Source organism: Ancylobacter pratisalsi (genome assembly GCF_010669125.1).
GTDB classification, from domain to species: Bacteria; Pseudomonadota; Alphaproteobacteria; order Rhizobiales; family Xanthobacteraceae; genus Ancylobacter; species Ancylobacter pratisalsi.
On record NZ_CP048630.1, the window covers coordinates 4,161,999 to 4,182,380 of the forward strand.

21 protein-coding genes are annotated in these 20,382 nt (G+C 66.5%); 18 read left to right on the forward strand and 3 right to left on the reverse strand.

Going from position 1 to position 20,382, the window contains the following annotated elements:
* The first annotated feature begins 91 nt into the window (after positions 1 to 91).
* From G3A50_RS19395 to G3A50_RS19450, 12 genes are all read left to right on the forward strand, one after another.
* Positions 92 to 1,948 (forward strand): SPOR domain-containing protein, encoded by a 1,857-nt coding sequence (locus G3A50_RS19395; RefSeq protein ID WP_246251903.1) that lies wholly within the window; start codon positions 92 to 94, stop codon positions 1,946 to 1,948.
* A 16-nt stretch (positions 1,949 to 1,964) separates the two neighbouring features.
* Positions 1,965 to 2,993 carry a beta-N-acetylhexosaminidase gene (gene nagZ / locus G3A50_RS19400; protein ID WP_163076766.1) on the forward strand — a complete coding sequence of 343 codons (1,029 nt, stop codon included), beginning with the start codon at positions 1,965 to 1,967 and terminating at the stop codon, positions 2,991 to 2,993.
* 19 nt (positions 2,994 to 3,012) lie between these two features.
* Entirely contained in the window at positions 3,013 to 3,825 is an 813-nt protein-coding gene (locus G3A50_RS19405) for a segregation and condensation protein A (protein ID WP_163076767.1), read from the forward strand.
* Positions 3,822 to 4,541, forward strand: a complete 720-nt coding sequence (gene scpB, locus G3A50_RS19410) for an SMC-Scp complex subunit ScpB (RefSeq protein ID WP_163076768.1) — start codon at positions 3,822 to 3,824, stop codon at positions 4,539 to 4,541. The genes G3A50_RS19405 and scpB overlap by 4 nt, the downstream gene beginning before the upstream one ends.
* Positions 4,542 to 4,581: 40 nt before the next feature.
* A complete protein-coding gene (locus G3A50_RS19415; protein ID WP_163076769.1) occupies positions 4,582 to 5,661 on the forward strand; it encodes an ABC transporter ATP-binding protein in 1,080 nt (359 codons plus the stop codon).
* Between the two features lie 69 nt (positions 5,662 to 5,730).
* Positions 5,731 to 5,958: a twin-arginine translocase TatA/TatE family subunit gene (locus G3A50_RS19420; protein WP_163076770.1), complete on the forward strand. Its 228-nt coding sequence runs from the start codon at positions 5,731 to 5,733 to the stop codon at positions 5,956 to 5,958.
* 63 nt (positions 5,959 to 6,021) lie between these two features.
* Positions 6,022 to 6,786 (forward strand): Sec-independent protein translocase protein TatB, encoded by a 765-nt coding sequence (gene tatB / locus G3A50_RS19425; protein WP_163076771.1) that lies wholly within the window; start codon positions 6,022 to 6,024, stop codon positions 6,784 to 6,786.
* Positions 6,783 to 7,583 carry a twin-arginine translocase subunit TatC gene (gene tatC / locus G3A50_RS19430; protein ID WP_163076772.1) on the forward strand — a complete coding sequence of 267 codons (801 nt, stop codon included), beginning with the start codon at positions 6,783 to 6,785 and terminating at the stop codon, positions 7,581 to 7,583. Before tatB ends, tatC begins: the two co-directional genes overlap by 4 nt.
* Before the next feature lie 151 nt (positions 7,584 to 7,734).
* Positions 7,735 to 9,216: a serine--tRNA ligase gene (serS, locus tag G3A50_RS19435; RefSeq protein ID WP_163076773.1), complete on the forward strand. Its 1,482-nt coding sequence runs from the start codon at positions 7,735 to 7,737 to the stop codon at positions 9,214 to 9,216.
* 60 nt (positions 9,217 to 9,276) lie between these two features.
* Positions 9,277 to 10,047 carry a 5'/3'-nucleotidase SurE gene (gene surE / locus G3A50_RS19440; RefSeq protein WP_163076774.1) on the forward strand — a complete coding sequence of 257 codons (771 nt, stop codon included), beginning with the start codon at positions 9,277 to 9,279 and terminating at the stop codon, positions 10,045 to 10,047.
* A 46-nt stretch (positions 10,048 to 10,093) separates the two neighbouring features.
* Positions 10,094 to 10,747, forward strand: a complete 654-nt coding sequence (locus tag G3A50_RS19445; protein WP_163076775.1) for a protein-L-isoaspartate(D-aspartate) O-methyltransferase — start codon at positions 10,094 to 10,096, stop codon at positions 10,745 to 10,747.
* A gap of 315 nt (positions 10,748 to 11,062) precedes the next feature.
* On the forward strand, positions 11,063 to 12,037 hold the full coding sequence (locus tag G3A50_RS19450; RefSeq protein WP_343037819.1) for a peptidoglycan DD-metalloendopeptidase family protein: 975 nt from the start codon (positions 11,063 to 11,065) through the stop codon (positions 12,035 to 12,037).
* 74 nt (positions 12,038 to 12,111) lie between these two features.
* Here the strand turns inward: G3A50_RS19450 and G3A50_RS19455 are convergent, their stop codons facing one another.
* Positions 12,112 to 13,023: an ATP-binding protein gene (locus tag G3A50_RS19455; RefSeq protein ID WP_163076777.1), complete on the reverse strand. Its 912-nt coding sequence runs from the start codon at positions 13,021 to 13,023 to the stop codon at positions 12,112 to 12,114.
* Positions 13,024 to 13,220: 197 nt separating this feature from the next.
* On the opposite strand from G3A50_RS19455, the gene yajC reads away from it, so the two are divergent.
* The 6 genes from yajC (at position 13,221) to G3A50_RS19485 (ending at position 19,128) form a co-directional block, all read left to right on the forward strand.
* On the forward strand, positions 13,221 to 13,559 hold the full coding sequence (yajC, locus tag G3A50_RS19460) for a preprotein translocase subunit YajC (protein ID WP_163076778.1): 339 nt from the start codon (positions 13,221 to 13,223) through the stop codon (positions 13,557 to 13,559).
* Positions 13,560 to 13,620: 61 nt separating this feature from the next.
* Positions 13,621 to 15,219 (forward strand): protein translocase subunit SecD, encoded by a 1,599-nt coding sequence (gene secD / locus G3A50_RS19465; RefSeq protein WP_163076779.1) that lies wholly within the window; start codon positions 13,621 to 13,623, stop codon positions 15,217 to 15,219.
* A gap of 17 nt (positions 15,220 to 15,236) precedes the next feature.
* Positions 15,237 to 16,193: a protein translocase subunit SecF gene (gene secF, locus G3A50_RS19470; RefSeq protein WP_163076780.1), complete on the forward strand. Its 957-nt coding sequence runs from the start codon at positions 15,237 to 15,239 to the stop codon at positions 16,191 to 16,193.
* Between the two features lie 128 nt (positions 16,194 to 16,321).
* Positions 16,322 to 16,699, forward strand: coding sequence for an Mth938-like domain-containing protein (locus G3A50_RS19475; protein ID WP_163076781.1), 378 nt, complete (start codon positions 16,322 to 16,324; stop codon positions 16,697 to 16,699).
* Positions 16,696 to 17,547: a phytoene/squalene synthase family protein gene (locus tag G3A50_RS19480; RefSeq protein WP_163076782.1), complete on the forward strand. Its 852-nt coding sequence runs from the start codon at positions 16,696 to 16,698 to the stop codon at positions 17,545 to 17,547. Before G3A50_RS19475 ends, G3A50_RS19480 begins: the two co-directional genes overlap by 4 nt.
* Before the next feature lie 81 nt (positions 17,548 to 17,628).
* On the forward strand, positions 17,629 to 19,128 hold the full coding sequence (locus G3A50_RS19485) for a phosphomannomutase/phosphoglucomutase (RefSeq protein ID WP_163076783.1): 1,500 nt from the start codon (positions 17,629 to 17,631) through the stop codon (positions 19,126 to 19,128).
* Here the strand turns inward: G3A50_RS19485 and G3A50_RS19490 are convergent.
* Both G3A50_RS19490 and kdsA read right to left on the reverse strand, forming a co-directional pair.
* Positions 19,116 to 19,514 (reverse strand): VanZ family protein, encoded by a 399-nt coding sequence (locus G3A50_RS19490; protein ID WP_163076784.1) that lies wholly within the window; start codon positions 19,512 to 19,514, stop codon positions 19,116 to 19,118. The genes G3A50_RS19485 and G3A50_RS19490 overlap by 13 nt on opposite strands.
* Positions 19,511 to 20,359 (reverse strand): 3-deoxy-8-phosphooctulonate synthase, encoded by an 849-nt coding sequence (kdsA, locus tag G3A50_RS19495; RefSeq protein ID WP_163076785.1) that lies wholly within the window; start codon positions 20,357 to 20,359, stop codon positions 19,511 to 19,513. The genes G3A50_RS19490 and kdsA overlap by 4 nt, the downstream gene beginning before the upstream one ends.
* Positions 20,360 to 20,382: the final 23 nt, after the last annotated feature.

Here is a 20,382-nt window from a genome sequence, read left to right on the forward strand (position 1 = left end):
TTTCCGCGCCCGCCACCGCCGTACCGCCGCCTCCCCCGGGGCGAGGTTTCGAGACGCAGCGAACAGGTTCGGTGAAATGGGCAACGATACGATGCGTAATCGGCAGGACTCCCCAGCCGAGGACCCGCTTGCCGAACTCGCCCGACTGATGGGCCAGGAAGACGAGTTCGCCGAGATTCTGCGCAAGCCGCAGGCACCCGTACCGCAAGGTGCCGGTGTGCCGGGGGCTGCTCCCGTGCGCCCGCGCCCTGCCGCGCCGGCTCCTTCTGCGCCGCCGCGCGCCCCGCTGCCGCCTCGTCCGGCCGCCCCGGCCCCGCGTCCGGCAACGCCGCCCCCCAGCCGTCCGGCGGCGCCCAATCCCTTTTCCGGGCTCGCGGCCGAACTTCGAACCGAGCCACGCGCCGAGGCCCCGGTCCGCGCGCCATTGCCGCGTTCCGAACGCTCGTCGCTGGAGGACACGGCGCGCGATCTCAGCCGCAGTCTGCGGACCGAGCGTCCGGCCGCCCCGGCGCCGCGTGCGCCCGAGCCGCGCGCGCCCGAGCCTCGTCCTGCGCCGGCGGCCGAGCAGGCGCCTTTCCTGCCGCCGCGCCCGCGTCCGACCGAGCCGGCCATGCGCGCGCCCACACCGCCAGCTTCGCGCGGGTTTGAGCGTTCCACGGTTTCCGATGGTGCGGCCGACGCGATTTCGCGCGCGCTATCGGAGCCGTTCGATCTTGGCGACGAGCTGGGTCATCCCGAGCCCCGCGCCGATGCGTATCGCACGGAGCCGAAGGCGCCCGAGCGCCCGCTGCCGGCCTGGATGGCACGTGGTGCCGCTGACCCGGCACCGGCCGCGCGAGCGGAGGCCAGGCCGCAGGCGACGCCGCAAGCCCGTGCACCAGCCAAGCCGGCACCTGACTTCGACGTCGCTGACGATGCCTATGATTATGGCCGTTCGGCGCTGGAAGGTGACAGCTACGAGCCACAGGAAGGCGTCGATCAGACGTATGAGATCGAGCCTGACGAGGCGCCGCCGCGTCGCGGCAAGGGCCGCCTGGTCATGATTGGCGGCCTCGTGGTCGTTGCCGTCGTGGCGACGGCGGGCGTCTACGCCTACATGTCGGGTTCCGGCGGTTCCTCGACCGCTTCCGGCGAGCCGCCGGTCATTCGCGCCGACCAAGGCCCGAACAAGGTCGTTCCGGCCCAGCCCACGCCGGATCAGGCCGGCGAGGGCCAGAAGCTGATCTATGACCGTGTCGGCGGCAGCCCGACCACGGGCAATGAGAAGGTTGTCTCCAGCGAGGAGCAGCCGGTCGATATGTCTCAGGCGGCGCAGCCCCAGCCGCGTGTGATTCAGACCGCGCCGGGCGCCGCGCCGACCAGCGCGGCTCCTTCCACCTCCGCGACGGACGCCGTGACCGAGCCCAAGCGCGTACGCACGCTGACCGTTCGTGCGGATGGCACCATCGTTGAAGACTCTTCGCCCTCGCCGATGCCCAGCGGGAGTTCGTCCGCGGCTTCTTCCTCGGTTCAGCCGACGGCGTCGACGCCCATCCCGCTCAGCCCCGGTTCGGGCGCGCCTGTCTCCACCGATCCGACGCCGATATCCAACACTCCGTCGATCGTGCCGAATGTGCCGCTGCCGCCGACGCGGCTTGCGGCCAACCCGATGCCGGCGGCTTCCTCCGCTCCGGCGGCAACGTCGGCTCCGGCTCCGGCGGGCGCCTATGTGGTGCAGATCGCCTCCGTGCGGTCCGAGGCTGAAGCGCAGGCGACATGGAAGGCGATGCAGGCGAAGTATCCCGGCGTGCTCGGCAACCAGCAGGTGGCCATCCGCCGGGCGGATCTGGGCGATCGCGGCATTTATTACCGCACGCAGGTCGGCAACTTCTCCGATCGGGACCAGGCCAACAATCTCTGCCAGGCCCTGAGGGCGGAAGGTGGCGACTGCATGGTCCAGCGCAACTGATCGCTGGCTGGATCCGATGAATACCAGCACGGCGCCTCGCGCCTTCATTACCGGCTGTGCCGGCACCCGCCTGTCCGCGCAGGAAGCGGAGTTCCTGCGCGAGACGCGCCCCTGGGGGCTTATCCTGTTCCGCCGCAATGTGGAGACACCCGAGCAGGTGGCGGCTCTGGTCGCGGCGTTTCGTGAGCATGTTGGCCGTTCGGACGCGCCTGTCCTGATCGATCAGGAGGGCGGACGCGTCCAGCGTCTCGGGCCGCCGCACTGGCCGGCCTATCCGCCCGCCGGTGTCTTTGCCGCCCTTGCCGAAGCTGGCGAGGAGGCACGGGCAGTCGAGGCGGCGAGGCTCGGTGCGCGGCTGATGGCGGACGATCTCGCCGCGCTGGGCATCACCGTCGATTGCGTGCCCTGCGCGGATCTTCGTTTGCCCGAAGGGCACGGCATCATTGGTGACCGCGCCTATGGTGAGACGCCGGAGCGTGTCGCGCTGCTGGCGCGGGCGGCCGCGGACGGGATGATGAGCGGGGGCGTCCTGCCCGTGCTCAAGCACATTCCCGGCCATGGACGGGCACGCGCCGACAGCCATTTGAGCCTTCCGGTGGTGGAGACTTCGCGTCCGGTTTTGGAAGCCACGGATTTCGAGGCGTTCCGCCGGCTCAACGACCTGCCGCTCGGCATGACCGCCCATGTGGTCTATGCCGCGATCGATGCCGACCAGCCCGCGACGACCTCCCGCCGGGTGATCGATGAGATCATTCGCGGCTTTATCGGCTTCGACGGCGCGTTGATGAGCGATGATCTCTCCATGGGCGCACTTGCCGGCTCTCTGGCGAGCCGGGCGGAGGCGTCGTTTGCGGCCGGCTGCGACCTTGCCCTGCACTGCAATGGCGATATCGAAGAGATGCGCGCGGTCGCTTCGCGGTCTCCGCTTCTGGCTGGCGAGGCGGCGCGACGCTGCGAGGCCGCGCTGGAACAGCTCGTCCGACCCGAGAAAATCGAACAAGCGCAGGCGCGCGCTCATTTTTCGGATATGATCGCGGTTTCCTGAACACCAGCCGCGATCTGCCATGGAACAAAGCCAATTCGCTTTCGAGGCGGACGCCCTCCGAGAGAAGGGCGAGCCCGCGCTGGTGGTCGACGTCGACGGCTTCGAAGGCCCGCTCGATCTGCTGCTGGCGCTTGCCCGCACGCAGAAGGTCGACCTGTCGCGGATCTCGATCCTTGAGCTTGCGGAGCAATATCTCGTCTTCGTCGAGGCGGCGCGGCGCATAAGGCTGGAGCTGGCGGCCGACTATCTCGTCATGGCGGCCTGGCTGGCCTATCTCAAATCGCGTCTGCTGCTTCCTGAGCCGGCCAAGGAGGAGGGGCCGAGCGCGGCCGACCTCGCGGCCGACCTGACCGAGCGTCTGCGCCGGTTGGAGCGGATCCGTGCCGCCGCCGCGCATCTGGCGACGCGTGACCGCATAGGTCACGAAGTGTTCGGGCGCGGGGCACCGGAGCCGCTGCGCCGGGACGGGCCACAGGTTTATGAGGCGACCCTCTACGAACTTCTCGCCGCCTATGGCGCGCAGCGCCAGAAGATGGCCCTGTCGCAGGTACGTTTCGCCCCGCGCAACGTGCTCTCGCTGGCCGATGCCCGCGAGCGGCTGGAGCGGCTGATCGGCCGGCTGGGGCTTGTCGGTGACTGGGCGCGGCTGGACGGCTTCCTGCTCAACTGGATGGCCGATCCGAAGATGCGTGCGACGGCGCTCGCTTCCGGCTTCTCGGCCAGCCTCGAAATGGTGCGCGAGGGCCTGATCGACGTGCAGCAGGACGAACCGTTCGCGCCGATCTGGATCCGGAGCCGCGGCGCGGCGGCTTCGGACGGGGAGGGCCGATGAGTGCCGATGCGGCGCGCGCGGCGTCGCCTTTCCCTTCCGCACCGGAAAACGCGGCGCATGCTGTCCGGACGCCGGCGCTTCGCCTGCTGGAGGCGATGCTGTTCGCGGCCGGTGAGCCGCTGGATGAAGCAACGCTTGCTTCCCGGCTGCCCGAGGGGGCGGATCTTCGCGCTCTGCTCGCCGAACTGTCGGCCGACTATGCCCCGCGTGGGGTGAACCTAGTGCGCGTGGCCGGCAAATGGATGTTGCGCACCGCGCCCGATCTCGGCTTCCTGCTCGCCCGTGACAAGCCGGAGCCACGCCGGCTTTCGCGCGCGGCGCTTGAGACGCTGGCGATCATTGCCTATCACCAGCCGACAACGCGGGCGGAGATCGAAGAGATCCGCGGCGTCTCCACCAGCAAGGGCACGCTCGACGTGCTCCTGGAATCGGGGTGGGTGCGCATGCGCGGGCGTCGACGCAGTCCGGGGCGCCCGGTGACCTACGGCACCACCGAGCTGTTCCTGGTGCATTTCGGCCTCGATGCCATCGGCGACCTGCCGGGCCTGGAGGAGCTGCGCGGAACCGGGCTGATTGACGCGCGGGTATCGGCTGGCCTAACGGTGCCGCTGCCGAACGACGACACGACGCTGAAGGACGACGAGGATCCGCTGGAGCCCGAGTTCAACCTTTCCTTCGCGCCCGAGCCGGAAACGGACGAGGACACGGAGGAGTGAAGGCGTGTCGGCGTCCGATTCACGACGATGAAAGAGCCACATGCAGCACCCGCCCTCCCGAACCCCGGTCTCGCTGGCCAGCCGTCTCATCCTTGAAGATGTGCGCCATGGCTATGGGACGGTGGAGGCGGTGCGCGGCGTCTCGCTGGTTGTCGAGCCGGGCGAGATCCTGTGCCTTCTGGGCCAATCAGGCTGCGGCAAGACCACGCTTCTGCGGCTGATCGCCGGCATCGAGCGCCCGAGCAGCGGGAGCATCCGGCTCGACCGCCACGTGGTGGCAGGACCGGAAGGGTTCGTTCCTCCGGAAAAGCGCAATATCGGGCTGGTGTTTCAGGACTACGCGCTGTTTCCCCACCTCACCAATCTGGAGAACGTGTCCTTCGGTTTGCGGGCGCTGAGTGCGACGGAGGCCCGTGAGGAGGCACTGCGCGCGCTCCGGCGGGTGCGGCTGGAGCATTACGCGCAGGACTATCCCCATGCGCTGTCAGGGGGTGAACAACAGCGTGTCGCGCTTGCCCGCGCGCTCGTGCCGCGCCCCGGCATTCTCCTTATGGACGAACCGTTCTCCGGGCTCGACAGTCGCCTGCGCGGAAGTGTGCGTGCGGATACGCTGAAGGTTCTGCGCGATGCGCGCGCGACCTGCATCATCGTCACCCACGACCCGGAGGAGGCGATGCGGCTGGGCGATCGCATCGCACTGATGCGTCAGGGCGAGATCGTGCAGATCGGCACTCCCGAAGAGATCTACCGTCACCCGGCGGACATCGCCGCCGCCCGTTTCTTTTGCGAAATCAACGAAGTGGATGGCGTTGTCGGCTCGGGCCGTGTCATCACGCCGCTCGGCGCCTTCGATGCGCCGGGAATGGATGACGGGCAGGATGCGGTGGCCGCGATCCGCCCACAGGGGGTGGAGCTGCGGGCGCCGGGCACGGGCGTGCCGGGCCGGGTCGTGAGCCACCGATTCCTTGGCGAACTTGATCTGTATGAGGTCGCGGTGGAGGGTGTGGACCGTCCATTGGTCGCACGTCGCCGGACGACCGCAGGTCTGTCACGCGGCCATGACGTAGGCGTGCACATAGATCCGGCAGAGGTTCTTGTCTTCGCGGCGGCCCGGCCCTAGTGTCCGGGTTCTGTTTTGCGATGCGCGGCCGCGAGGGGCCGGCGGCGCTTCGATAAGGGAGTTTGAATAATGGGTTCGTTGAGCATCTGGCATTGGATCATAGTGCTGGTGGTCGTGCTCCTCCTCTTCGGCCGCGGCAAGCTGTCGGAGCTGATGGGTGATGCTGCGAAGGGCATCAAGGCCTTCAAGAAGGGCATGGCCGATGACGACGAGACGCCGCCCGCCAAGCCTGCGGAGCCGCTGCGTAACATCGATCACCAGCAGACCACTGAAGCCGAGCGCACCAAGGTTGGCTGATTCCCGATCTTCGGGGTCCTAAGGATCGGGAAGGGTCGCTTTTGCGCGGCCCTGTCATAACCTATGTTTGATATTGGCTGGTCCGAGTTACTGGTGGTCGGCATCATCGCGCTTATCGTGATCGGGCCGAAGGAATTGCCGCGTGTGCTGCGCACCCTTGGGCAGTCCGTGGGCAAGCTGCGCCGCATGGCCGGCGAGTTTCAGGGGCAGTTCAACGAGGCACTTCGCGAGGCGGAGCTGAGCGATCTCAAGGACGGTATCTCCGGCCTGAAGAGCGAGATCAGCGGCTTCGCCACCGACGCGCAGAAGAGCATTTCCGGCGCGCTGCCGAGCAACCCTCTTCACGACATCGATGATGAGCTGAAGAACGCCAACCAGCCGGTGGAGCGGGCAGACCTGCCCGCGCCCGGGCCGGGCTCGCTATTGCCCGAGCCGAGCGAGCTGGAGCCTTACGCGTTCGAGGATGTCGAGCAGGAGGTAAAGGCGGCGGCCGCAAAGCTGGACGACAGGCCCGAAGCGGCCGTCGGCAAGACGGCGACGACCGAGCCTGCCGCGACGGCGCCGGCGAAGCCCAAGCGGGCCCGTGCAACGAAATCCCCCGCCTCGGAGGCCAGTGCCTCGGCCGAGGTGCCCGCGAAGCCCAAGCGCGCGCCGCGTGTCAAGGCGTTGCCGGCCGAGCCTGAAGTCGCGGAGGCTGTCGCTTCCCTCGACGATACAACGCCGCCGAGCGCGGCGAAGGCGCCCCGCAAACCGCGGGTGAAGAAGACCGTGTCGGATGAGGCCCCGGCCGCCCCGTCGACCAAAGGCAAGGAAGGGCCGGCGGCATGAGCCAGGAGGATATCGACGCCAGCAAGGCGCCGCTGATCGAGCATCTGATCGAGCTGCGCTCGCGGCTGATCAAGTCCGTGCTCGCCTTTCTGGTCGCGTTTTTCGTCTGCTTCATGCTGGGCAAGGTGATCTACAACGTCCTGCTCTGGCCGTATGAATTCGCCGCTGGCGGTACGGAGCATGTGAAGCTCATCTACACGGCGCCGCAGGAATTCCTGTTCACGCAGATCAAGCTCGGCATGTTCGGGGCGGCGTTCATCTCCTTCCCGGTGGTGGCGACGCAGATCTACATGTTCGTGGCGCCGGGGCTCTACAAGCATGAACGCGGTGCCTTCCGTCCCTATCTGATCGCGACGCCGGTGTGCTTCCTGATTGGGGCAAGCTTTGTCTATTTCGTCGCCATGCCACTGGCGATGACCTACTTCCTCTCGATGCAGCAGATGGCGGGGCCGGATTCGCCGGAAATCTCCATGCTGCCGCAGGTCAGCGAATATCTGTCGCTGATCATGACCCTGATCTTCGCCTTCGGCATCTGCTTCCAGCTGCCCGTCATCCTGACGCTGCTGGCGCAGATCGGCGTGGTGACCTCCGACCAGCTCAAGAAGTTCCGCCGCTACGCCATCGTCGGCGTGTTCGTCGCCGCGGCGGTGCTGACGCCGCCGGACGTTGTCAGCCAGATCGCGCTCGCGGCGCCGACGCTGTTGCTCTACGAGGTCTCGGTGTTCCTGGTGCGCCTCATCGAGAAGAAGAAGGCGGCGAAGGCCGACGAGGACGAAGCCGAGAGCGCGGCGTCCTGAGCGGGCGGTAACACTCCTGAAGGGGTCCAAGGCAGGCCGCTCTTGCCTGCCGAGGCGCGCGTGAGGCTTGTCGCGGCCGCGCTGATTGGGTAGGTCCGTGCGACCCGGGCGCAGGCCCGCGACAACGCCAAGGGGCGAAAGCGAGACTTCCATGCACGACATCAAATGGATCCGCGAGGAGCCGCAGGGACTCGTCCGCGCTCTCACGCGGCGCGGGACGGCGGAGACCGAAGCGCAGGCTCTGGTGGACAGCCTGCTGGTGCTGGACGAGCGCCGCCGCTCCGGGATCGTGAAGCTGGAAGAGCTGCAGGCCCGCCGCAATGCCGCCTCCAAGGAGATCGGCGCCGCCAAGAAAGCTGGCGAGAACGGCCGGGCCGAGGCGCTGATGGCCGAGGTCGGCAAGCTCAAGACCGACATTCCCGCGATCGAGGAGGACATGAAGGCGGCCGAGACCGAACTTCACGGTCTGCTCGCCGCCATTCCCAATGCGCCGCTGGATGCCGTGCCGGACGGGGCCGACGAGCACGACAACGTGCCCTACGAGCCTGTTCCCCATCCCGATGCGTCGGGCAGCGCCCTCGTCATGCCCGCGATCCGCGATTACGCCTTCGCGCCAAAGCAGCATTTCGAGATTGGCGAGGCGCTGGGACAGATGGATTTCGAGGCCGGTGCCAAGCTGTCCGGCGCGCGTTTCGTGGTGCTGAAGAACCGCCTCGCGCGGCTGGAGCGCGCCATCGGCCAGTTCTTCATCGACACCCACACCGAAGAACACGGCTACATGGAAGTCGCCCCGCCCGTTCTGGTGAAGGACGAGGCGATGTTCGGCACCGCGCAGCTGCCGAAGTTCCGAGACGATCAGTTCATGGCGGGTACGCCGGAGATTACGGACGCGTATCGAAGAGCAATCACGAGCGCTCTGCATGGTCTCTCTGACGCATCTAAAGGCGACACCTTTCCGTTGGCGACTGTCAAAGCCGTAGCTGAAGCTATCACCAACAACATCGACGCCTCCGCCGTTGATAAGCGCCGCTGGCTCATCCCCACTGCCGAAGTGCCGCTGACCAATCTCGTCGCGCAGTCCATCCTGTCCGAGGAAGAACTGCCGCTGCGCTTCACCGCGCTCACGCCCTGCTTCCGGGCCGAGGCCGGGGCGGCGGGGCGGGATACGCGCGGCATGATCCGCCAGCACCAGTTCAACAAGGTGGAGATGGTCTCCATCGTCACGCCCGAGAACGCGCTCGCCGAGCAGGAGCGCATGCTGGCCTGCGCCATCGCGGTGCTGAAGAAGCTCGGCCTGCCGCACCGCGTGGTCACGCTGTGCACCGGCGACATGGGCTTCGCCTCCGCGCGCACCTTCGACATCGAGGTGTGGCTGCCGGGGCAGAATGCCTATCGCGAGATTTCCTCGGTCTCGACCTGCTCGGACTTCCAGGCCCGGCGCATGAATGCGCGCTACCGGCCGAAGGAGTCCAAGAACACGCGCTTCCTCCACACGCTGAACGGTTCGGGCGTCGCGGTCGGGCGGGCACTGGTGGCGATCCTTGAGAATTACCAGAACGAGGATGGCTCGGTCACAGTGCCGGAGGTGCTGGTGCCCTATATGGGCGGACTGGCGAAGATCGAGAACAACTGAGCGGGCTCGCGCCGGCATCCCCGGCCGGCGATGACGTTTTCAAGAGCAATGAGCGAGTCGATGCGAATCCTGGTCACCAATGACGACGGCATTCACGCCCCCGGTCTGGAAGCGTGCGCGCGGATCGCGCGGGCGCTGTCGGACGATGTGTGGGTCGTGGCGCCCGAGACCGACCAGTCCGGCGTGTCGCATTCGCTCTCGCTGTCCGATCCGCTGCGGCTGCGCCAGATCGACGAACGCCGCTTCGCGGTGAAGGGCACGCCGACCGACTGCGTCATCATGGCGGTGCGCCATCTGCTCAAGGACGCCAAGCCGGACCTGGTGCTCTCCGGTGTCAATCGCGGGCAGAACGTGGCCGAGGATGTCGGCTATTCGGGCACGGTAGCCGGCGCCATGGAGGGCACGGTGCTCGGCATCTCTTCCATTGCTATGTCGCAGGCCTACGGCTTCGAGACACGCAAGGCGCCGGCCTACACGGTGGCCGAGCATTTCGGCCCGGAGGTGGTGCGCACCCTGCTTGAGGAAGGCATTCCCGACGGCATCCTCATCAACGTCAACTTCCCCAACCGGCCGGTGGAGGAGGTGAGGGGCGTCAGGGTGACGGCGCAGGGCAAGCGCAATCAGGATCTGCTGCGCATCGACGAGCGCGCCGACGGGCGCAGCAATCCGTATTTCTGGATCGCGTTCGAGAAGCGGATCTTCGATCCGGCCAATGGTTCGGACCTGCACGCGCTCGACGAGGGCTGCATCTCCGTCACTCCGCTGCGGCTCGACATGACGGATGAGCCGATGATGACCCGGCTGGCCCAGATATTCCGCGCTGCGCGTTGACAATCATGGTCCGCTGATCCCATTGGGAAGGGAGGCGGAGGCTGCGGTGACGGAAGCCGAGAAGGAAGCGGTCGAGCGCGCGGAGCTGCTGCTCACGCTGCGCAAGCGGGGCATGCTCGACAGGCGCGTGATGCGGGCCTTCGAGCAGGTGCCGCGTGAGCGTTTCGTCGATCCCGCCTTTCGCGATCTGGCATGGGCCGACCAGGCCCTGCCCATCGAATGCGGCCAGACCATCAGCCAGCCTTCAGTGGTGGCGTTGATGACGGAAGCGCTGGATCTCGATGCCAAGCATTCGGTGCTGGAAGTGGGAACCGGCTCGGGCTACCACGCCGCGATCCTCGGCCATATCGTCCGCCATGTGGTGACGCTGGAACGCTATCGTACCCTGGCGCATTCCGCGGCGGTGCGGCTACGCCAGCTTGGGCTCGCCAATGTCGAGGTGATCGTCGCCGATGGCACCCAGGGGCTGCTGGCGCGCGCGCCCTTCGACCGCATCGTGCTCAACGCCGCGGTGCGCGAAATTCCCGCACCACTGATCGAACAGCTTTCGCCTGACGGCATTATCGTCGCGCCGCTTGGCCCGCCCGACGAAACCCAGATGTTGGTGCGCTTCCACAAGGCGGAGGAAGGCCTGGAGCGCCGCGATCTGGGGCTGGTCCGTTTTGTGCCGATGCGAGAGGGAATCGCGGCCACGCTTTGATCTTTCGCCCTGAATTTGCCGCCAATCCGGCATTCGGCCGATTGATTTAAGCCGACGTTTACCTATCCCGCGCTTTAATCCGTGCGTGTTTAGAGTACGGGTGGTGCGATGCGTGATTTCCTGTCGGCTTCCGGTTGCAGGCCTATTGTGCGGCTGTCCATTGTTGCTCTCCTCGGGGGGGCGGCGGCCGGGTGCAGTTCGGATGTCGGTCGCTTCAGCAATCCCAACAGCAGTCCGTTCAGTGCGCAGGCGGGCGGTCCGGCCTATACGGGGTCGGTAGCCGCAGCGCCGAGCGGTGCGGTCCAGAGGGCACCCATGGCGCCGGCGAACGGTGCCGCGGTCGCCTCCGGTTATCCCGCGCCTTATGGCGCTCCGGCGCAGCCCGCCTATGGTGCGCCGCAGCAGGTTGCAAGCGCGAGCCCCGCACAGCAGCCGGTGTACGGCGGACGGCCGCAGCCGCTCTATAGCGGACAGCCCCAGCCGCTTTATGGAGCGCAGCCCCAGCCCGCTCCTGCTCCGGCCCCCGTCGCGGCGGCGCCGGTTCGGGCTCCGGCGGTCGCGGCGACCGGCGGTGGGGCGCATACGGTAGCGCCCGGTGAGACGCTCAGTTCAATTTCGCGGACCTATGGCATCCCGCGCGGGACTCTGGCCTCGGCCAATGGCCTCGACATGAACGCGCAGGTGCGTATCGGCCAGCAGCTGAGGATTCCCGCGTCCGGTACTGCGGTCGTCGCGAGTGCACCGAAGGCGCTGGCAGTGCCTCCGGCGCCTCCCGCAACGAAGCCGATGTCCGCACCCACGCCGGCTGTTGCTGCGGCGCCGGCTGCTCCGGCGACGGAGGCTGCCAAGCCGCAGACCATCGCGGCGGTGAAGCCTTCCGAGACGCCGGATGACGTGCGCAGTGGCAACGGCATGCAGTTCCGCTGGCCGGTCCGCGGGCGTGTGATTTCGGGCTTCGGGCCCAAGCCGGGTGGCCAGCAGAACGAGGGCATCAACGTCTCGGTGCCGGAAGGTACCTCGATCAAGGCCGCCGAGGATGGTGTCGTCGCCTACGCCGGCAGCGAGCTGAAAGGCTATGGCAACCTCGTGCTGATCAAGCACTCGGATGGCTACGTGACCGCCTATGCTCACAATAGCGAGGTGGACGTGAAGAAGGGCGACACCGTCCGGCGCGGGCAGGTGATCGCGAAGGCGGGTCAGACCGGCAACGTGTCCACCCCGCAGTTGCACTTCGAGATCCGCAAGGGATCGCAGCCTGTGGACCCGTCGCAGTATCTCGCCGGGCTCTGAACCCCGCACCATGGAACCGGCGGGGCCGTGCCCCGCCCATCAATACCGGCGCGACGTTCGGACCTTGGCGCCGGTCAGCGCGGGGTGGCAGGCGGTTCAGAAAGCGAAACGCCAAGCCGCCCCGCGACATCCTGCACGTACTGCCAGGCTGTGCGGCCGGAGCGCGACCCGCGCGTGGTCGCCCATTCGAGTGCTTCGCTGCGCAGCGTCTCCGCGTCGATCGGGATGGCGAAATGGTCGGCATAGCCGTTCACCATCGCCAGATATTCGTCCTGGTTGCATTTGTGGAAGCCTAGCCAGAGGCCGAAACGGTCCGACAGCGAGACCTTCTCCTCCACCGCTTCGCCGGGATTGATCGCGGTCGAACGCTCGTTCTCCACCATTTCGCGTGCCAGCAGGTGGCGGCGGTTCGAGGTGGCGTAGAAGATCACATTCTCCGGCCGCCCCTCGATGCCGCCCTCCAGCACCGCCTTCAGCGACTTGTAGGAAGTGTCGTCGGCATCGAAGGAGAGATCGTCGCAGAATACGATGAAGCGGAACGGCGTCGAGCGCATCAGCGCCATCAGCGCGGGAAGGGTCTCGATATCCTCGCGATGAATCTCCACCAGCTTGATGGGCAGCCGGCCCTCGTCGACCATGGCGCGGTTGACCTGCTCATGGGCGGCCTTGACCAGCGAACTCTTGCCCATGCCGCGAGCGCCCCACAGGAGGGCGTTGTTCGCGGGCAGTGCACGGGCGAAGCGCAGCGTGTTGTCCACCAGCATGTCGCGGGTGCGGTCGATTCCCTTCAGAAGATCCATTTCGACCCGGTTGACCCGTGGCACCGGTTCGAGGTGCCGGGCTTCCGCCTGCCAGACGAAGGCATTGGCGACGGTGAAGTCTACGGATGCGGCACTGGCAGGCGCGATGCGCTCCAGCGCGTCGGCGATGCGGGCGAGAACGGCACCGAAATCCTGGGAAGCGAGGTTGTCCGACAACGGGTTCATGGCATGGCTCCTTGGGCGAGGCGGGAATAGCCAGATGAGGCCATTCGGACAAGCCATTCCGGTGTCGCGCCGCGCCCTTTCGCATCCGTGACCTGCGGGCGCGTTGTCGGCGTTTGCAATCGGCAGGCGCGCCAGTATAGTCCGCGCCGCTTCGCCGGGCCTTTCGCCCGCCATTATTCGACGGACAAGGAACCGACATGTTCATTACGCCCGCCTATGCGCAGGCCGCTGGCCCCGCCGGTACCGACATGCTGATGTCGTTGCTGCCCTTCGTGCTGATCTTCGTGATCATGTATTTCCTGATCCTGCGGCCGCAGCAGAAGAAGGTGAAGGCCCATCAGGAGCTGGTGAAGAACATCCGCCGCGGTGACACCGTGGTCACCACGGGCGGCCTGATCGGCAAGGTTGCGCGGGTGGTCGACGATTCGGAGCTTGAGCTTCAGCTCGCCGAAGGCGTGAAGATCCGCCAGCTTCGTGGCATGATCTCGGAAGTGCGCGCCAAGGGCGAGCCGGCCAAGGAAGAAGGCGCCGCGTGACGGCATCCGTTTGACGGCTCCCCTTGCGGCCGCTCCCTGAAGGGCGGCCGGAAAGATCGACATGCTTTATTTTTCCAAATGGAAGGCCATTGCGATCCTGGCGGCGTGCGCGATCATCGGTTTGATGATCGTGCCGAGCCTGCTTTCGACGGCCGCTTACGACAGCCTCCCGGGCTTCCTGCAGCGCAAGATCGTGCTCGGTCTCGATCTGCAGGGCGGTTCCTACATTGTCTTGCAGGTCGAACAGGCCGAAGTCCGCAAGGGCCGTCTCGAACAGCTCCGCGACGATGCCCGTCGCGTGCTGCGCGATGCGAAGGTCGGCTATAGCGGGCTCAACATCGAGGGCGATTCCGTCCAGGTGCGGATCCGCGAGGGGCAGGACGTCGAAAGCGCCTTGACGGCGCTGCGTGGGCTCGCCCAGCCGATCGGTGGCCCGCTGGCCACCACCGGCCAGCTCGATACCGATGTGGCGCGCGATGGCAGCTTGATCACGCTGACGCCCTCCAGTGCCGGTGTCCAGGCGCGAACCATCCAGGCGGTGTCGCAGTCGATCGAGATCATCCGCAAGCGTATCGACCAGCTCGGTACGACGGAGCCGTCGATCCAGCGCCAGGGTGCCGACCGCATCCAGGTGCAGGTGCCGGGCCTTCAGGATCCCTCGCGGCTCAAGGCCCTTCTCGGTCAGACCGCCAAGCTGAGCTTCCGTCTCGTCGACACCACGATGAGTGCGCAGCAGGCGCTGCAGGGACGCCCGCCGGCCGGCACCCAGGTGCTGACGTCCGACGGCAATCCTCCCGTTCCGTATCTCATCGAAGACCGTGTGCTGGTGGCGGGTGAAGACCTGACCGATGCCCAGCCGAGCTTCGATCCGCAGACGCGCGAGCCGGTCGTTACCTTCCGCTTCAACACCAATGGCGCCCGCCGCTTCGCCGAAGCGACCCAGGCCAATGTGGGGCGGCCCTTTGCGATCATTCTCGACAACAAGGTGATTTCGGCGCCGGTCATCCGGGAGCCGATCCTGGGAGGCTCCGGCCAGATCAGCGGCAGCTTCACGGTGCAGGAAGCCAACGACCTCGCCATCCTGCTGCGCGCCGGCGCGCTGCCGGTGCCGCTTCAGGTCGTGGAGGAGCGCACGGTCGGGCCTGGCCTTGGCGCGGATTCGATCCGCTCCGGCATCATCGCCTCGATCGTCGGCGCGGTCGCGGTCGCGGTGTTCATGATCGCGACCTACGGGGTCTTCGGTGTCATCGCCGTTGTCGCCGTGGCGGTGAACGTTTCGATGATCATGGGCCTGCTCGCCATGCTCGGCGCGACGCTCACATTGCCCGGCATCGCCGGTGTCGTGCTGACCGTCGGCATCGCGGTGGATTCGAACGTGCTCATCTATGAGCGCATTCGCGAGGAGGCGAGGGCCGGTCGCTCGGCGATTTCGGCCATCGACGCGGGCTTCTCGCGCGCGCTGTCGACCATCCTCGATTCCAATATCACCACATTCATTGCGGCGGCCGTGCTGTTCTATGTCGGCTCGGGTCCCGTTCGCGGCTTCGCCATTACCTTCGGCATCGGCATCATGACGACGGTGTTCACCGCCTTCACGCTGACCCGCCTGATGGTGGCGCTGTGGGTGCGCTGGCGGCGCCCCCAGCATGTGCCGATCTGAGAAAGGCGAGCACCACCATGCGTTTGCTTCGCATCGTACCGGACGACACCAAGTTCGACTTTATCCGCTTTCGGCGCATCAGCTTTCCGATCTCGGCGCTGCTGTCGATCCTGGCGCTGGGGGCCTTCCTCACGCTCGGGTTGAACTTCGGCATCGACTTCAAGGGCGGTACGCTGCTTGAAGTGCGCTACGCCAACAACACGCTGAACATGGCGGACGTGCGCTCCAAGCTGGAAGCGCTCGATCTCGGCGAGGTGCAGATCCAGGAGATCGGCAGTGACGGCGAGGTGCTCATCCGCGTTGCGCAGCAGCCGGGTGGGGAGAGCGCCCAGCAGGCGGTTGTGGGCAAGGTGAAGGCCGCGCTCGGGGAAGGCGTCGAGTATCGCCGTGTCGAGGTGGTCGGCCCCCGCGTGTCGCAGGAATTGCTGAGCTATGGCATCGTCGGGATGATGCTCGCGGTGCTCTGCATCCTGATCTATCTGTGGTTCCGGTTCGAATGGCAGTTCGCGCTGGGAGCCTCGATCGCCAACTTCCACGATATCGTGCTCACGATCGGGTTCATGGCGATCTTCCAGATCGACTTCGACCTGACCAGCGTTGCCGCGCTGCTCACCATTCTCGGCTACTCGTTGAACGACACGATCGTCATCTATGACCGCATCCGCGAGATGCTGCGGCGCTACAAGAAGATGCCGACCGAGGATCTGCTGAACCAGTCGATCAACTCGACGCTGTCGCGCTCGGTCATCACCCACGTTACGGTGACGCTGGCGTTGCTGGCTCTGGTGTTGTTCGGCGGGCGGGCGATCCACTCGTTCTCGATCACGATGCTGTTCGGTGTGGTGCTGGTGGGCACGTACACGTCGATCTTCATAGCGTCGCCGCTGCTGATCTATCTCGGCGTCACCACGCGCACGCTTGCCGAGAAGGAAGACAAGACCGCCAATCCGCGCGCCGAGCGGGCCGCTCCCTGACCCGGTGGTTCAGGGCGCGGATGTCTCGGGCAGGGATGCGGCTCCGGTAGAGGCTGCCGTTCGAGCCCGGCGGCCGTCCGGAAAATGTCGGGCGGGTCTCAAAAGGTAGCTGTCCCGAAGAGGTAGTCATGGCCACGCCCGACGCCCATCTCCCGAGCCAGGTACCGATAGCGGGCTATGCCCGCTATGCCTTTCACTTCGCCGGCATGGCATCGGACGGCTCGCTGCTGGCGCTGCCATCGGGCATGCACGCCTGGGCGGCGCGGACACAGGCCGACATCGACGTCGCGGCGCTGGCGCGGGTGTTCGAGCAGGCGGAACGGATCGAACTGCTTCTGATCGGCACCGGCATGGACCCATGGGTGGTGCCCGATTCTCTCCGCTGGCGCCTGCGCGATGTCGGCATCTCGGTCGACGCGATGCCGACACGGGCCGCAGCTTCGACCTACAACGTGCTGCTGGCTGAGGACAGGCCGGTCGCTGCCGCCCTGTTGGCCCTGCCATGACCATGCGCGATGTCGATTATTGCGCCGAGCTGGTTCGGGGCCTCGACCGCGACCGTTATATGGCGGATCTGTTCGCGCCAGCGGAGAAGCGCGGCGCGCTCTTCGCGCTTCATGCCTTCAATGCCGAGGTGGCGCGGGTGCGCGAAGCCATCACCAACCCGATGGCGGGGGAGGTGAGGCTGCAGTGGTGGAGCGAGGCGCTTATCGGCGGCGCGCGCGGTGACGTGCGGGCGAATCCGGTGGCGGGAGCCCTGCTCGATGCGGTCGACCATTATGCCCTGCCGCGCGAGACCTTCTTCGCGCTGCTCGATGCCCGCATCTTCGATCTCTACGACGATCCGATGCCCACGGTGAATGATCTGGAGGGGTATGCGGGCGAGACCTCCTCCGCGTTGATCCGCCTTGGCACGATCATCCTGACCGGTGCCACCGATCAGGCCTCCGCTGAAGCCGCCGGCCATGCCGGCGTCGCCTATGCCATCACCGGACTGCTGCGTGCTTTTCCCGTCCATGCCCGGCGAGGCCAGTGCTACGTACCGCTCGACATCCTCGCCGCGCACGGCCTGACCCGTGAGGACGCGGTATCGGGTCCCGCGAGCGCGGCGCTGCGGGCGGCGCTGGGTGAGATGAGGGCGCTGGCGGCCCGGCACTATGACAAGGCGATCAAAGCCCTCAGAGGTGTCGATCCGGCCAATCTGCCCGCCTTCCTGCCCATGGTGCTGGTGCCGGGTGATCTGTCGCGGATGAGCCGCCCCCACGATCCGTTTGCCGTGGTGCCGGCGATGTCGCCGCCGCTGCGTATCTGGAAGCTGTGGCGCGGGGCGCGGCTGCTGCGGCGGGCGGTCTGAGCGACCCTCCGGCATTGACGATGTCGCATGCCAACCGCCATAAAGTGCGAGATCCTTCCCGCCGCATAAACAGGACCTTCAATGTTCCCGAAGCCGCAGGCGTCGCTGAAGCCGAATACGTATGCCTATGAGACTGTGCCGCTGGTGAAGCCGACCGGCTTTCGCGAATATGACGCGCGGTGGCTCTTCGGCAGCGAAATCAACCTCATGGGTGTTCAGGCGCTTGGGCTGGGGCTCGGCACGCTTATCCACGAGCTCGGCATCCGGCCCGAAATCGTCATCGGACACGACTTTCGCGGCTATTCGTCATCGATCAAGCAGGCGCTCGCGCTCGGGCTGATGAACGCCGGCATCAAGGTCCACGATATCGGCCTCGCGTTGTCACCCATGGCCTATTTCGCCCAGTTCGCGCTGGATATTCCCTGTGTGGCGATGGTGACGGCGTCGCACAACGACAATGGCTGGACCGGCGTGAAGATGGGCGTGAACCGCCCCATGACCTTCGGGCCCGACGAGATGAGTCGTCTGAAGGAAATCGTGCTCGGCGGCATGGCGCAGGCGCGGGAGGGCGGCAGCTATCACTATGTCGAGAACTTCCCCGAGGTCTACTTCAAGGACCTGACCGACCGCCCCAAGCTGAAGAACCCGATCAAGGCGGTGGTCGCCTGCGGCAACGGCACGGCAGGTGCGTTCGCCCCGCGCATTCTCGAAGCGCTGGGCGTGGAGGTCGTGCCTCTGGATACCGAGCTCGACCACTCGTTCCCGAAATACAATCCCAATCCCGAAGACCTCGAAATGCTGCACGCGATGCGCGACGCGGTTCTGGCTTCGGGCGCCGATGTCGGGCTTGGCTTCGACGGGGATGGCGATCGCTGCGGTGTGGTCGATGACCATGGCGAGGAGATCTTCGCCGACAAGGTGGGCGTGATGCTCGCCCGCGACCTCTCGGCGATCTATCCGCAGGCGAAATTCGTGGTCGACGTGAAGTCCACGGGGCTGTTCGTCACCGACCCGGTGCTCATCGCCAATGGCGCGCACACCGACTACTGGAAGACCGGCCACTCCTACATGAAGCGCCGCGTCAACGAGAGCGGGGCCCTGGTCGGGTTCGAGAAGTCGGGCCACTACTTCTTCAACACGCCAATCGGGCGTGGCTATGATGACGGCCTGGTCTCGGCCATTGCCATCCTGGACATGCTGGACCGAAATCCAGGCAAGAAGCTCTCGGAACTGAAGGACGCACTGCCCAAGACCTGGTCCTCGCCGACCATGTCGCCGCACTGTCCGGACGAGAAGAAATATGGCGTGGTCGACGCTGTGGTGAAGCACTTCGAAGGGCTTGCCGCGCGCGGCGAGACCATCGACGGGCAGCCGATCCGCGACCTCGTCACGGTGAACGGGGTGCGGGTGACGGCGCAGGACGGTTCATGGGGGCTGGTACGTGCCTCGTCCAACAAGCCGGAACTGGTCGTTGTGGTGGAGAGCCCGGTGTCCGAGGCCCGCATGCACGACATGTTCAAGCTCGTCGACGGCGTGCTGCGCACCCATCCCGAAGTCGGGGCCTATAATCAGAGCCTCTGAGGGGCGCCGATCCGCCGGGTCAGAACGGTCCGGCTGACTGATCCCGCGATCACGCCGACACAGGCACCGGTCGAGCCGGAGAGAAACTGCGCCAGCTCCGCACTGCGCGTGAGCGTGAGGAGCTGAGCGGTCTCCAGCGTAGCTGCCACCAGGATGAGACCGATGGCGGCCAGGACGCGATGGCGGGGAACGGCGATGGCCAGGCCCAAAAGAAGGCCGGTTCCGCCATAGGCGAGGAAGTGCTCGAAATTTTTCCCCGCGCCCGTGCGCTCAACGACGGTTGCCGGCAGAAGTGACAGCAGCGGCAGCGTAATGAGGCAGGCCGCGCTGCCGAGGCGCGCGGCCCATTCGAGCCAGCGCAGCGGGAACGATGCGGCCTGCGTCAACCGGCGAGATCTTTCGCCAGCCGGTCGAAGGCCTGGAGCCGCGCGATCAGCGCTTCGAAATCCTTCAGCGGCACCATGTTCGGCCCATCGGAGGGCGCATGGTCGGGATCCGGGTGCGTTTCGATGAACACACCGGCGACACCGACCGCCACCGCCGCGCGCGCCAACACCGGCACGAACTCACGCTGGCCGCCCGACGAGGTGCCCTGTCCGCCCGGCTGCTGGACCGAATGCGTGGCATCGAAGATCACCGGCGCGCCCGTGGTCTCTGCCATGATCGGCAGCGCGCGCATGTCCGTGACGAGTGTGTTGTAGCCGAAGGAGGCGCCGCGCTCGGTGACGAGCACGTTGGGGTTGTCACTGTCGATGAGCTTGGCGACAACGTTCTTCATGTCCCACGGGGCGAGGAACTGGCCCTTCTTCACGTTGACGACACGGCCGGTGGCGGCCGCGGCGATCAGCAGATCGGTCTGGCGGCACAGGAACGCCGGGATCTGGAGAATATCCACCACCTCGGCCACCGGGGCGCACTGGTCATTGTCGTGCACGTCGGTGAGCACCGGCATGCCGAAACGCTCGCGAATTTCTGCGAAGATGGGCAAGGCGGCCTTCAGCCCCATGCCGCGCGCACCCTTGATCGAGGTCCGGTTCGCCTTGTCGAACGAGGTCTTGAACACCACGCCAATGCCGCAACGGGCCGTGATCTCCTTGATCGCGGCCGCGCATTCGAGCGCATGCTCGCGGCTCTCCATCTGGCAGGGGCCCGCGATCAGCGCCAGCGGCAGCGCATTGCCGAAACGGACGTCACCGACGGTGACGATGGGATTGGCGGACGTACCGCTCATGTGGCGTACCTCGGTGGATGTCG